This is a genomic window from Bacteroides sp. AM32-11AC, assembly GCF_003603515.1.
Classification (GTDB): domain Bacteria; phylum Bacteroidota; class Bacteroidia; order Bacteroidales; family Bacteroidaceae; genus Bacteroides; species Bacteroides uniformis.
The window spans coordinates 111,007-125,218 of the sequence record NZ_QTNH01000009.1 but is presented as its reverse complement, the minus strand read 5'-3'; the positions used below and the strand labels follow the sequence as shown (position 1 = coordinate 125,218).

The 14,212-nt window shown below is 49.4% G+C and carries 11 protein-coding genes; 7 read left to right on the top strand and 4 right to left on the bottom strand.

All coding sequences use genetic code 11. The features are described 5' to 3' along the window. Nucleotides 1-248 precede the first annotated feature (248 nt). The 5 genes from DW800_RS11340 to DW800_RS11320 all read left to right on the top strand — a co-directional run bounded on the left by DW800_RS11340 (nucleotide 249) and on the right by DW800_RS11320 (nucleotide 6,474). Nucleotides 249-1,019: a ParA family protein gene (locus DW800_RS11340; RefSeq protein WP_008665665.1), complete on the top strand. Its 771-nt coding sequence runs from the start codon at nucleotides 249-251 to the stop codon at nucleotides 1,017-1,019. A 107-nt stretch (nucleotides 1,020-1,126) separates the two neighbouring features. Beyond that, entirely contained in the window at nucleotides 1,127-2,011 is an 885-nt protein-coding gene (locus DW800_RS11335; RefSeq protein ID WP_005824054.1) for a ParB/RepB/Spo0J family partition protein, read from the top strand. Continuing rightward, a complete protein-coding gene (locus DW800_RS11330) occupies nucleotides 2,012-2,791 on the top strand; it encodes a DUF5683 domain-containing protein (RefSeq protein WP_119958078.1) in 780 nt (259 codons plus the stop codon). A 52-nt stretch (nucleotides 2,792-2,843) separates the two neighbouring features. Next, the gene (locus tag DW800_RS11325; protein ID WP_371413539.1) at nucleotides 2,844-4,139 is read left to right on the top strand and encodes a lytic transglycosylase domain-containing protein; all 1,296 of its coding nucleotides are present in this window, start codon (nucleotides 2,844-2,846) and stop codon (nucleotides 4,137-4,139) included. Nucleotides 4,140-4,215: 76 nt separating this feature from the next. After that, a complete protein-coding gene (locus DW800_RS11320) occupies nucleotides 4,216-6,474 on the top strand; it encodes a RelA/SpoT family protein (RefSeq protein WP_005824059.1) in 2,259 nt (752 codons plus the stop codon). Nucleotides 6,475-6,491: 17 nt separating this feature from the next. Here DW800_RS11320 and DW800_RS11315 read toward each other — a convergent pair whose 3' ends face one another. Further along, nucleotides 6,492-6,881: a MerR family transcriptional regulator gene (locus tag DW800_RS11315; protein ID WP_005824060.1), complete on the bottom strand. Its 390-nt coding sequence runs from the start codon at nucleotides 6,879-6,881 to the stop codon at nucleotides 6,492-6,494. A 29-nt stretch (nucleotides 6,882-6,910) separates the two neighbouring features. Next, a complete protein-coding gene (locus tag DW800_RS11310; RefSeq protein ID WP_005824061.1) occupies nucleotides 6,911-7,879 on the bottom strand; it encodes a M23 family metallopeptidase in 969 nt (322 codons plus the stop codon). Between the two features lie 171 nt (nucleotides 7,880-8,050). Here DW800_RS11310 and alaS point away from each other — a divergent pair, with 171 nt between their 5' ends. Beyond that, nucleotides 8,051-10,669, top strand: a complete 2,619-nt coding sequence (gene alaS, locus DW800_RS11305) for an alanine--tRNA ligase (protein ID WP_119958077.1) — start codon at nucleotides 8,051-8,053, stop codon at nucleotides 10,667-10,669. Nucleotides 10,670-11,122: 453 nt separating this feature from the next. Here the strand turns inward: alaS and DW800_RS11300 are convergent, their stop codons facing one another. Together DW800_RS11300 and DW800_RS11295 are read right to left on the bottom strand one after the other, a co-directional pair. Beyond that, nucleotides 11,123-11,932: a hypothetical protein gene (locus tag DW800_RS11300; RefSeq protein WP_005824063.1), complete on the bottom strand. Its 810-nt coding sequence runs from the start codon at nucleotides 11,930-11,932 to the stop codon at nucleotides 11,123-11,125. A 76-nt stretch (nucleotides 11,933-12,008) separates the two neighbouring features. Then, nucleotides 12,009-13,427: an ATP-dependent RecD-like DNA helicase gene (locus DW800_RS11295; RefSeq protein WP_119958076.1), complete on the bottom strand. Its 1,419-nt coding sequence runs from the start codon at nucleotides 13,425-13,427 to the stop codon at nucleotides 12,009-12,011. A gap of 95 nt (nucleotides 13,428-13,522) precedes the next feature. Between DW800_RS11295 and DW800_RS11290 the strand changes: the two genes are divergently transcribed. Continuing rightward, complete coding sequence (locus DW800_RS11290) at nucleotides 13,523-14,209, top strand: hypothetical protein (protein ID WP_005824067.1); 687 nt, start codon at nucleotides 13,523-13,525, stop codon at nucleotides 14,207-14,209. The last annotated feature ends 3 nt before the right edge of the window (nucleotides 14,210-14,212 follow it).

Sequence of the window (14,212 nt, the reverse complement as noted above, 5' to 3'; positions counted from 1 at the left end):
GTTTACAAATCTTAATCTTCTGCAAGCGAGACAAAAAATCAGCTTCATTTCAAGATAAATACGTATATTTGCCCACTAAACAGAGAAAGAACGCTTTACGCGCAATTTACAAGAAGAAAAACAGCGGTAAACGTCTGTGAGTTATTAACAAAACAGCCGACTTATCAACCGTTTTTGCAATCTTTCTCCAAATTTGTAGGCGCTATCCGGAATTATCACTTATTTCGCTGCCAATAAATATTGAGATTATGGGAAAAATAATTGCTATGGCTAACCAAAAGGGTGGTGTAGGCAAGACTACGACGACAATCAACCTCGCAGCCTCACTCGCCACGCTTGAAAAGAAAGTGCTCGTTGTAGATGCCGACCCGCAGGCCAATGCCTCCTCAGGATTGGGTGTGGACATCAAGCAGTCGGAATGTACTATCTACGAGTGCATTATTGACCGTGCAGACGTACGCGAGGCCCTTCATGACACGGAGATAGACACACTGAAGGTAATCTCCTCCCACATCAATCTGGTAGGTGCCGAAATAGAGATGCTCAATCTGAAAAACCGCGAAAAGATACTGAAAGAAGTACTCGCTCCGCTGAAGAATGAGTTTGATTATATCTTGATAGACTGTTCCCCGTCTTTGGGTCTGATTACGGTCAACGCACTGACTGCCGCCGATTCGGTAATCATCCCCGTACAAGCGGAATATTTTGCACTGGAAGGCATCAGCAAATTGCTGAATACCATTAAAATCATCAAGTCCAAGCTGAACCCTGCCCTCGAAATCGAAGGCTTCCTGCTGACGATGTACGACTCGCGTCTGCGCCAGGCCAACCAGATTTACGATGAAGTGAAACGCCACTTCCAGGAATTGGTATTCAACACCGTCATCCAGCGCAATGTGAAACTGAGCGAAGCTCCCAGCTACGGCCTGCCCACCATTCTCTATGACGCAGACTCAACCGGAGCCAAAAACCACATGGCACTTGCCAAGGAATTGATAAGCAGAAACGAAAAGAAGTGATTATAGTGGTTAGTGATTAATGATTAGTGATAAATACCATATTTACAATGCACAAACAAATCATCCCGTATGGTTAAATTGTAAATCGTCAAATAGTAAATAAACAGATGGCACAAAGAAATGCATTAGGACGCGGGCTAGACGCCCTCTTCTCCATGGATGAAGTAAAGACCGAAGGCTCCTCCTCTATCAATGAGATAGAGCTGTCGAAGATTACGGTCAATCCCAACCAGCCCCGTCATGAATTCGACCCGGTTGCGTTGCAGGAGTTAGCCGATTCCATCTCCGAAATCGGCATCATACAGCCCATCACCCTGCGCAAGCTTAGCGACGACGAATACCAGATTATCGCCGGCGAGCGTCGTTTCCGTGCTTCGCAGCTTGCCGGACTGACAAGCATCCCTGCCTATATCCGCACTGCAGATGACGAGAACGTCATGGAAATGGCGCTCATCGAAAACATACAGCGCGAAGACTTGAACTCCGTAGAAATAGCCCTCGCTTACCAGCATCTGTTGGAACAATACGGACTGACGCAGGAACGCCTCAGCGAACGCGTAGGTAAGAAGCGTACCACCATTGCCAACTACCTGCGCCTGCTCAAACTGCCCGCCCCCGTCCAGATGGGACTGCAGAACAAGCAGATAGACATGGGACATGCCCGCGCGTTGGTAACGCTTGGCGATCCCAAACTGCAAGTGAAGATTTTCGAAGAAATCCTGGAGCACGGGTATTCCGTACGCAAAGTGGAAGAAATCGTAAAGTCACTGAGTGAAGGCGAAAGCGTGAAGAGCGGTGGTCGTAAGATTGCCCCCAAGCGCGCCAAACTGCCCGAAGAATTCAATATGCTGAAACAACAGCTCTCGGGCTTTTTCAGTACCAAGGTGCAGCTAACCTGCTCGGAGAAAGGAAAAGGTAAAATCAGTATCCCGTTCAATAACGAAGAAGAATTGGAACGTATCATCGGCATTCTTGATACGCTGAAGAAATAAATGAGGAAAAAAGGAAGAATATATCAGTTAGCCATTGCCCTGCTGCTCTGTTTTTTACAGATGGCAGGGATTGCTATGTATGGTCAGGACCGTCCACGTGCCGCTTCCAAGCGTGCGCAGCGGCATCAGGCCGATACACTCAACACCGTGGTGAACCGGGACAGCCTCACTGTTGCCGACAGTCTTGCAGCCGAAAACAAGCGGAAGATGCTGGAAATGACTGCCAGCCCCGACCTGAAGGAACAGCCCGTGCCTACAGACAGTCTGCAAAAGGCCATCGACCCCAAAAGGTGGGTACCTAATCCCACAAAAGCCACCTGGCTTGCCCTCGTCATTCCCGGCGGTGGACAAATTTACAACCGCAAGTATTGGAAACTGCCCATCTTCTATGGAGGATTTGCCGGTTGTGCCTATGCCCTTACGTGGAACAGCAAGATGTATAAGGACTATTCGGCCGCCTACAAGGATGCCGTAAATGGTAATTTCAACTCCAGTACCATTACCGACCTGCTGCCTCCCAACTATAACTATACCGAAAGCCAGCTGACGGAGACACTACGGAAGCGTAAGGATACCTTCCGACGATACCGCGACTTGAGCATCTTCGCCTTTATCGGTGTATACCTGCTGTCCGTTGTCGACGCATACGTAGACGCAGAGCTGTCCAACTTTGACATCACCCCCGACCTCAGCATGAAAGTGGAACCTGCCATAATCAACAGCCAGATGACTGGTTCCTCTAATAAGAACGTCGGCGTGCAATGCAGTTTCCGATTCTAAAAACGAAAATTAAAGCATAAATTATTACCTAATGACACACAAGGCCATATATATGAAAAGAATTATTCTCGGTTCCTCGCTTCTGTTTTGCGCCCTCTTCACCGCTCCGGCCATGCATGCGCAAGAAAGCGTGGAAGTGCTTATCCGCGAAAACGGCACGGAACGCCAGGAATCCATCGAGCTGCCCAAAAGCATGACCTATCCGCTGGACAGCCTGCTCAATGACTGGAAAGCCAAGAATTACATAGACTTGGGAAAAGACTGCAGCACCTCTACCGTAAACCCGATGTTCAGTGACTCTGTATACATAGACCGGTTGTCGCGCATGCCGACCGTCATGGAAATGCCATACAACGAGATTGTGCGCAAGTTCATCGACATGTATGCCGGACGTCTGCGCAACCAGGTTGCCTTCATGCTGAGCGCCTGCAACTTCTATATGCCCATCTTCGAAGAAGCGCTGGATGCCTACGGCCTGCCGCTCGAGCTGAAATACCTGCCCATCATAGAATCCGCTCTCAACCCTTCTGCCGTATCCCGCGCGGGAGCCTGCGGACTATGGCAGTTTATGCTCGCCACCGGAAAGATATACGGACTGGAAAACAACAGCCTCGTAGACGAACGCCGTGACCCGATAAAGGCGACCTGGGCGGCAGCACGCTACCTGAAGGACATGTATGACATTTACAAAGACTGGAACCTGGTGATTGCCGCCTACAACTGCGGTCCGGGCACCATCAACAAAGCCATCCGCCGCTCGGGAGGGAAAACCGATTATTGGGAAATCTACAACTATCTGCCCAAAGAGACACGCGGCTACGTGCCCGCCTTCATTGCCGCCAACTACGTAATGACCTACTACTGCAAGCACAACATCTGCCCCATGGAAACCGACATTCCGGAAGCAACCGATACGGTGCAAGTAAGCCGTAACCTTCATTTCGAGCAGATTTCCGACCTATGCGGCATCAGCCTGGACCAGATAAAGAGCCTGAATCCCCAATTCAAGAAAAGCATCATCCCCGGAGAGAGCAAGCCGCAGACGCTACGCCTCCCCATCAACTACATCAGTGCCTTCATTGACAAGCAAGACACCATCTATGCCCACCGCAGTAACGAGCTGTTCAAGAACCGCAGAGTCGTGGCCGTTTCCAATACACGCTCGACGGCACGTAGCAGCAAAGGCAGTACCGCTACGGGGAATGTCACCTACCACAAGATACGCAGTGGCGAGAATCTCGGCAGCATTGCACGGAAATACGGCGTCACTGTCAATCAGTTAAAAAGTTGGAATGGATTGCGCAGTACCAGAATCTCCGCAGGAAAGCGCTTGAAGATTTATAAATAAAGACATAAACGCTTGCCCGGTGTTGAAAATTGCTTATTTTTGCAAAAAGTGAAGTGAAGAAAGGAGAAAGCAGTATATGGAAGAAAATATAAGTCAGAAGGAAAAGGAAAAAGCCGAAGAGGAAATGATTGAACAGGCATTCCAAGAACTGTTGAACGACTATTTGGCCACCAAGCACCGCAAGCGCGTCGAAATAATAACCAAAGCATTCAACTTTGCCAACCAGGCGCATAAGGGCATTAAGCGTCGTTCCGGCGAGCCCTACATCATGCACCCTATTGCTGTGGCAAAGATTGTCTGTAATGAGATAGGACTGGGGTCTACTTCCATATGCTCGGCATTGCTGCATGATGTGGTGGAGGACACCGACTACACCGTAGAGGATATTGAAAACATCTTCGGTCCCAAAATCGCCCAGATTGTAGACGGGCTGACAAAGATTTCCGGCGGTATCTTCGGCGACCGTGCCTCGGCGCAGGCAGAGAACTTCAAGAAGCTGCTGCTCACCATGTCCGACGATATCCGAGTTATCCTCATCAAGATAGCCGACCGTCTGCATAACATGCGTACACTCGGCTCCATGCTGCCCAACAAGCAGTTCAAGATTGCAGGCGAAACACTCTATATTTATGCCCCGCTCGCCAACCGCCTCGGCTTGTACAAAATCAAGACAGAACTGGAAAACCTGAGCTTCAAGTACGAACATCCGGAAGAGTACCACGAGATAGAAGAGAAACTGGAAGCCACCGCCGTGGAGCGCGACAAGGTATTCAATGAGTTCACCGCTCCGATACGGGCGCAACTGGACAAAATGGGACTGAAATACCGTATCCTTGCCCGTGTAAAGTCCATCTACTCCATCTGGAACAAAATGCAGACCAAGCATGTCCCCTTCGAGGAAATCTATGATTTGCTTGCTGTCCGCATCATCTTCGAGCCCCGCAATATAGAGGAAGAGCTAAACGACTGCTTCGACATTTACGTCTCCATATCCAAGATATACAAGCCCCACCCTGACCGCCTGCGCGACTGGGTGAGCCATCCCAAAGCCAACGGCTACCAAGCCCTGCACGTCACCCTTATGGGTAACAACGGGCAATGGATTGAAGTACAAATCCGCAGTGAACGCATGAATGACGTTGCCGAACAAGGCTTTGCCGCCCACTGGAAATACAAAGAAGGCGGAGGCAGCGAAGATGAAGGCGAACTGGAGAAATGGTTGCGTACCATCAAGGAAATTCTGGACGACCCACAACCGGACGCCATCGATTTTCTCGATACCATCAAACTGAACTTGTTTGCATCGGAAATTTTCGTCTTCACCCCGAAAGGCGACCTCAAGACCATGCCGCAGAACTCTACGGCACTGGACTTTGCCTTCTCCTTGCATACCGACATCGGCAGCCACTGCATCGGCGCCAAGGTAAACCACAAACTGGTTCCCCTAAGCCACAAACTGCAAAGCGGTGACCAGGTAGAGATATTGACCTCCAAATCGCAACGCGTACAGCCGGAGTGGGAAGTGTATGCCACCACCGCCCGCGCCCGCGCCAAGATTGCCGCCATCCTGCGCAAAGAGGCGAAAGCCTATCAGAAAGAAGGTGAAACCATACTGAACGAATTCTTCAAAAACGAGGATATACGTATGGATGATGCTGCTCTGGACAAGCTGACCAGGCTGCACGGCTTCCACACCCGCGACGAGCTGCTCGTTGCCATCGGCAACAAACGGGTTGTGCTGGGCGATGCCGACAAGAACGTGTTCAAGGAAAAGCAGAACAGCAACTGGAAGAAGTTCCTGACCTTCTCCTTCGGTAACAAGGACAACAAGGATGCCAAAGAACAACCGGAAGAGAAAACACCGCAAGAGAAAATCAACACTAAGCAGATTCTGAAGCTGACGGAAGAGACCATCTCAAAGAACTATATTATGGCCGACTGTTGCCATCCCATTCCGGGTGACGACGTACTGGGATACATCGACGAGCAAAACCGTGTTGTCATCCACAAGCGCCAATGCCCCGTTGCCACCCGCCTTAAGAGTAGCTACGGAAACCGTATCATCGCCACCGAGTGGGACACTCACAAGGATTTGTCGTTCCTCGTCACCATATATATAAAAGGTATAGACAGCATGGGATTGCTGAACGAAGTAACTCAAGTCATCTCCCGCCAGCTCAACGTGAATATCCGTAAACTGACCATCGAAACCAACGACGGTATCTTCGAAGGAAAGATACAACTCTATGTACACGATGTGGACGACGTGCGCACTATCTGCAATAACCTGAAGCAGATACAGAATATAAAACAAGTGACGAGAGTAGAGGAATAAACGGAGTGGTATTTATTCTACTTCAGTCCTTGAATATTTTCCTTCAAGCTCTCCACATCCTCGTAAGTAAACTCATCCAATGCCAGTTTCATGCCTACCAGTTCTTCGCGGATAGCTCTCAGGCGATCTACGATTTCAAAGTTGCGTATCGTAGCTTCTTTATTGTCTTTCATCCGTTGGCGGGCGCCGGGCAAGGTCATTCCGCGCTCCTTCACCAGATGATAGATAAGTTTCACTGTCTCAATGTCCTCCTTACGGTACTGGCGTATTCCCCGCCCCCCCTTCTTCGGATTGAGTTGCGGAAACTCCTTTTCCCAGAAACGGAGCAGTGATTCGTTGACATCGAACATGGCAGCCACCTCGCTGATGGAGTAATATAACTTTAAATTCTTATCTGTATTCAGCATGATGTAATCCTTTCTCTATAAATCATCCGTCAATCAAGCACCTTACCATGGTTCGCCGCAATCTGTATCATGCGGTCATAATCCTCGGCACTGAGATCCATGAAGTAGTAGTTGACGGGATTCACAACTTTTCCCTTAACGTGTACTTCGTAGTGCAAGTGCGGACCAGTACTCTTGCCCGTACTGCCTACCCCGCCAATGACCTCACCACGTACCACTTTCTTGCCCAACTTCGTCCGGAAATCGCGCAAGTGTGCATACACCGTCTGATAACCGAAGCCGTGGTCTATCACAATTCTGTTGCCATAGCCCGATTGCCAGCCCATCTGCACCACGGTGCCATCTCCCGTGGCATAGACATCCGTGCCCTGGGGAGCCGAAAAGTCCATACCCTCATGGAACTTGCTGGTACCATAAATGGGGTCGATACGCGTACCGTAACCCGAAGCGGTCTTACGGAGGTCTTTATTGGAAACCGGCTGTATGGCAGGAATGCAGCGCAGCATTTCATCATGATTCTTGCACATCTCCACCACATCGTCAAAGGAGCGGGACTGGATATAGAGTTGCTTGCTAATCATATCCATTTTCTGCGTGGTATTGATAACCAAGTCGGAGTTAGCCATATCCATCAGATGCTCATAGCGGTTGGTACCGCCGTATCCAGCCTGACGGATGGCAGAAGGAATAGGGTCGGCCATGAAAATCACCCGGTACAGATTGTCATCACGCTGCTGTATGTCTTGCAGCACTCCCATAGCCTCGTCCAGCCGGCGGGAGAGGACGTTGTACTGCGCCTGCAGTTTGCTGTTCTCCTTTCGCAACTCCTTCTCCGACGGAGAGCCGAAGATAAGCAGCAATACGATGAAACTGCCTGCACCCAGCCCCATACCGATGAACAAACGGCGGAGAATGCTCAGCGCCCGCTGCCTCACGGTAGGATAAATACGGTCGTACGTCTGCGTCTGGGGATTATAAATGTAGTAAACTTTGCGCATCTTAGGAAATATTTCGCTTGTCAATGCGACAAAAGTAATAAAAACAAGCTATCTTTGCACAGTTTTTTCAAGAATATTAAGACTAAGTAGCAAGTAGTTAGTAGTAAGAAACGGGCAAAAAACGACAAGAGAAGGTAAATCAAATTAGAATCAGATAAATCAATAGAGAGTATGTTGACTGCAAACGAAATCAGAGACTCTTTCAAGAGTTTCTTCGAAAGTAAAGGTCACCAGATAGTGCCTTCGGCCCCGATGGTGATTAAGGATGACCCCACGTTGATGTTCACCAATGCGGGAATGAACCAGTTTAAAGATATCATTTTGGGCAACCACCCGGCGAAATACAAAAGAGTTGCTGACTCGCAGAAATGCCTTCGCGTAAGCGGAAAGCACAACGACCTGGAGGAAGTGGGTCACGATACCTACCACCACACCATGTTCGAGATGCTGGGCAACTGGTCGTTTGGCGACTACTTCAAGAAGGAAGCCATCTCCTGGGCATGGGAGTATCTGGTGGATGTATTGAAACTCGACCCTAAAGACCTCTACGCCACCGTATTCGAAGGTAGCGCCGAAGAAGGACTGGAACGCGACAACGAAGCCGCTTCTTACTGGGAGCAGTTCTTGCCGAAAGACCACATTCTGAATGGCAACAAACACGATAACTTCTGGGAAATGGGTGATACGGGACCGTGCGGTCCGTGTTCGGAAATCCATGTGGACTCCCGTTCGGAAGAAGAGAAGGCCAAAGTACCCGGCAGCCAGCTGGTGAACAAAGACCACCCGCAGGTGATTGAAATCTGGAACCTCGTGTTCATGCAGTTCAACCGCAAGGCGGACGGTAGCCTGGAAGGACTTCCCGCCAAGGTTATCGACACCGGCATGGGCTTCGAGCGACTGGTGCGCACACTGCAAGGAAAGACCTCCAACTACGACACCGACGTATTCCAACCGATACTGAAAGCCATCGGAGACATGGCAGGCAAGAAGTATGGCGAAGATGAGAAGTCGGACATCGCCATGCGTGTAATTGCCGACCACATCCGCACCATCGCCTTCTCCATCACCGACGGACAGCTTCCGAGCAATGCCAAGGCAGGTTACGTCATCCGTCGTATCCTCCGCCGTGCCGTGCGCTACGGTTACACGTTCCTCGGACAGAAGCAGGCATTCATGTACAAGCTCCTCCCCGTACTCATCGAGAACATGGGCGCCGCTTATCCCGAACTGGATGCACAGAAGGAACTGATTGCCAAAGTTATCAAGGAAGAAGAAGACTCCTTCCTCCGCACCCTGGAGACGGGTATCCGCCTGCTGGAAAAGACCATGGCAGACGCCAAAGCCGCCGGCAAGAACGAAATCAGCGGAAAGGATGCCTTTACCTTATATGATACCTTCGGTTTCCCGCTCGACTTGACGGAACTGATTCTCCGCGAAAACGGCATGACTGCCGACATCAAGGAGTTTGACGCCGAAATGCAGCAGCAGAAACAGCGCGCCCGCAATGCCGCCGCCATAGAGACCGGTGACTGGATTACGCTAAAGGAGGGTACTACCGAATTCGTAGGATATGACTATACGGAATACGAAACATCCATTCTGCGCTACCGCCAAGTGAAGCAGAAGAACCAAACCTTGTATCAGATTGTACTGGACAAGACTCCGTTCTATGCCGAAAGCGGCGGTCAGGTAGGTGACACCGGTGTATTGGTGAACGAGTTTGAAACCATCGAAGTGGTAGACACCAAGAAGGAGAACAACCTGCCTATCCACATCACCAAGAAGCTGCCCGAACACATGGAAGCTCCGATGATGGCATGCGTGGATACCGACAAGCGTACCGCTTGTGCCGCCAACCACTCTGCTACCCACTTGCTGGATGCTGCGCTGCGCGAAGTATTGGGCGAGCATGTAGAGCAGAAGGGCTCTTTGGTTACACCGGACTCCCTGCGTTTCGACTTCTCACACTTCCAGAAGGTGACGGACGAGGAAATCCGCAAGGTGGAACACATCGTTAATGCAAAGATTCGCGCCAACATACCTTTGAAGGAATACCGCAACATTCCTATCGAAGAAGCCAAAGAACTGGGCGCCATCGCTCTGTTCGGCGAGAAGTACGGCGACCATGTACGCGTTATCCAGTTCGGTTCTTCCGTAGAATTCTGTGGTGGTACGCACGTGGCTGCAACCGGAAACATCGGTATGGTGAAGATTATCTCCGAAAGCTCCGTGGCTGCCGGTGTGCGCCGTATCGAAGCCTACACGGGTGCACGCGTGGAGGAACTGATGAACACCATCGAGGACACGCTGCACGACTTGAAGGCGCTCTTCAACAACGCACCCGACCTTGCCGGAACCATCCGTAAGTATATTGACGAAAACGCCGGACTGAAGAAGCAGGTAGAGGACTTCATGAAAGAGAAAGAAGCACAGCTGAAAGAAAGACTGCTGAAGAACGTACAGGAAGTCAATGGCGTTAAAGTCATCAAGTTCTGTGCTCCCCTGCCGGCAGAAACAGTGAAGAACATCGCCTTCCAGCTGCGTGGCCAGATTACGGAAAACTTGTTCTTCGTGGCCGGAACAGAAGCCGAAGGCAAGCCGATGCTGACCGTCATGCTGAGCGACAACCTTGTGGCAGGTGGACTGAAAGCCGGTAACCTGGTGAAAGAAGCCGCCAAACTTATCCAAGGCGGTGGCGGTGGCCAGCCCCACTTTGCAACTGCCGGCGGTAAGAATGTTGATGGACTGAACGCTGCCATTGACAAAGTATTGGAATTGGCAGGATTATAATCGAAAATAATTGGCGAAACACTTGACATCGCCTCTGCGATGTTGTATATTTGTAACGTCATTTTTTAGATATTTAAAAATTAAACTACCGGGAAAGGAGGAGCATTGCTTCTCCTTTTCTTTTTACCCTCCACAGTATTCCATTTGAAATGCCACATGCCGGCTCCCCAAACTCCACACCTTACCATCCTAAATGCCACACCTTAGCAAGTGAAATGGCTGGCATTTACCCTCCAAAGCCCTGGGGTTTCCGTGAAAAGCCCTGAGGTTTGGGACAGTGAAGTGGAGGGAACGGATGATTAGTCCAGAACAAACAGACAATACATTCGAAGCAAACGAATGATGCATACAGAACAGACAGATGATGCACAACAGAAACAAAAACGGGAAGCCTAAGCCTCCCGTCTGTTAATCTTTCGTAAATCTACTCTTGACAAGATTTCCACTAAAACCTTATTCCATCCGAAGTATAAACATTTCGCGATAAACTACCAGTGCACCTTCGGGCAGCAAACTGGAAGGACAGAAAGGAGTTACATTTTCCGCAAGTACACATTTACCATTTCCCGAGACCGTCCGCGTAAAGAGCCTCTTCTCTCCATTATAAGTAAACTGCCACAATGCATATGTATCTCCGTTCTCATCTTCCACTGGAACTGTCTCGTATATCCCCATTAGCGGTTCCTCCTCTTTTCCCGTCGGATAGATTTCCAATACACCTTTCCACATACTATTGGAGAAATCTTCGGGCACCAACACATAATACCCGCCATCCTTCACCCAAGGACGCTCGGCAAGTGCCTTAGAAACATCACCCAGCAGTTCCGTCGGTGCACCACTACTGATACCATACTCGAAGCCCATTTTCGTCAACGTATATTGCCTACGACCTTTCACCGTGATGCGCAGTTGTGTTTCCTCACCGGAACCATCCATCACCTTCACAATCGTCTCCCCCTCTGCCAGCGGATGAATCTTGATACGCTGATACCCGTTGACATCATCGGTAAAAGTCACGGAAGCCACCGACTCGTGCTCGTTAATCACATTATAGGAACCGTCGCCGCCGTCAATGCCCAGCACTGTATCTTCGTTTGTTTCAGAAAGATAATAAGAAAGATTGGACACCAGATTGTCACATGTCCCAATCTGGTAGATAGGCTCCACACCTTCGAAAAGTACCATGCTTCGGTAATCGTCCTCGCAACCGGAAGCGGTAAACAGCAGTGCTATCAAGGCAAAGAGAGAGTATAGCTTCTTCATACTTGTTCAGTTATAGTTGTTCTATCTACAAAAATACAAAAAATGCCGGAATACTGCATCGGTACCCCTCTCTTTTTCAAACTATTTGTTCTTCCGGATAGTTCACCAAGTAGAGCGTTCCCGTGACACGGGTAAAGGCGGTGTAGAGCCAACGGAAATAATCGGGTGTCAGGTATTCATCCGTCATATACCCCTGGTCCAGAAAGACATTCTTCCATTGCCCGCCCTGCGCCTTGTGGCAAGTCACGGCATAGGCATACTTCACTTGCAAGGCGTTGTAGTACGGGTCTGCCTTCATCTTCTTCATCCGCTCGCGCTTCACGGTGATGTCGGCATAATCTTCGAGGACGGAGTAGAAAAGCCGGTCGTTTTCTGCCTTGGGCAGCGCAGGCGAGTCGGTATGCAGCGTATCGAGCAGCATGTTCACTTCCAGTTCAAAGTCGTTATAGTCGGGAAAGACCAGCGTCACGTCTGCAAAGCGGAAGCCATACAGCTCTCGCGTACGGCGCACGCGGCGCACCACGGCAGTCTCACCGTTGGCAATGAAATCCATCTCCTTCTCCTTTTCCGTCCAGAAGTAGTTATTTTTCGCCACCATCAACAAATCACCGGTGTTTAATTCATCCTCACGCCAGAGAATCTGCGCACGGATGCCTTTGTTGTAGATGTTCGCCCTCTTGTTGGAGCGGCACACCACGATAGTTTCATCCAGCCCGTCATGGTCGTAGCAAGAGCTCAGCGTTTCTATCAGCTCATTTCCGGGCAGAACTTTAATGTCGGCAAACCCCGAAACCTTTATCTTTGGCAGGCTGTAGCAATCGTCTTCCGCTATCAACTGCCTCAGGCGGGTGGCATTCCACAAAATGCCCGACTGCTGCTCCTGGCGCACCACCTGCGTCAAGTCCACCTCCACCACTTCCAGCCCGTAGCCTTTCAAGGCATCGGCAAAGAGGGCAGGGCTCTGCTCCTCCCCCACCGGCGGCAGCTGTGCCGTATCGCCCATCAGCAGCAGGCGGCATCCCTGGCCGGAATAGACAAACTGCACCAGGTCGTCCAGCAACCTGCCCGTGCCGAACATGGAACCGGACAGTCCCTCATTGGAAATCATTGAGGCCTCATCCACTATATATAAAGTGTGAGTTGTCAAATTATCGTTCACAGAAAAATTGCTCAGCTCATTGGAGAAAGATTGCTGTCTATAAATTTTTTTATGAATTGTAAACGCCGGATGCCCCGCATACGCCGAGAAAACTTTTGCCGCCCGTCCGGTCGGTGCCAGCAATACCGACTTTTGTTGCAACTTATCCAACGTCCGCACCAAGGCACCGACCAACGATGTTTTACCCGTCCCCGCATAACCACGAAGCATAAAAACCACCTCGCTACGGGGTGACAGAAGGAACTCCGATAAAGATTTTACAGCAATTTCTTGCTCAGGAGTTGGTTGGTAAGGAAAATTTTCCTTAATTTGCCTTTCTAAATAGTTATTTATCATTTTTGTAACAGAAAAAAGTAAAGGGAACTATCGTTTTTAAATTAATTTCTTTTATTTTTGCGGTGCGAATATAACAACTAAAAAACATATTTATCATGAAAACAGTATTTAATGTCATTTTAGGCTTATGTGCTTTGGTGCTAATTTATATTTGTTACACCAGCATTATGGGTCCTATCAACTTTGAAAAAGCAAAGAAGCACAGAGACGCAGCCGTCATTGCACGTCTGATTGACATCCGTAAAGCACAATTGGAATATCGTACTTTACATGACCAGCAATATACTGCAAGCTTCGACTCTCTGATTGACTTTGTTAAAAACCAGAAACTTCCGTTCATCTTCAAGCAAGGAGAACTGAACGATAAGCAGCTGGAAGACGGTCTGACTGAAAAGAAAGCCATCAACATCATCAATAAGGCAAAGAAGACAGGTAACTATGCTGACGTCAAGAAATGGGGATTGGAAAACTTCAAGCGTGACACTATGTGGGTAGCCGTATTGGATACTATCTTCCCGAAAGGCTTCAACCCCGATTCTATGAGATATGTTCCCTTCGGAAACGGTGCACAGTTCGAAATGGCCATCAAGAACGATACAGCTAAATCCGGTGCTCCTTTCTGTCTGCTCGAAGTGAAGACTCCGTACGAAGTTTATTTGAACGGTCTGGATGCACAAGAAATTGCCAACATCAAGGACGTACAAACCAAACTTGGCAAGTACTGCGGTCTGATGATTGGTAGCTTGGAAACAGCTAACAACAACGCCGGTAACTGGGAATAATCT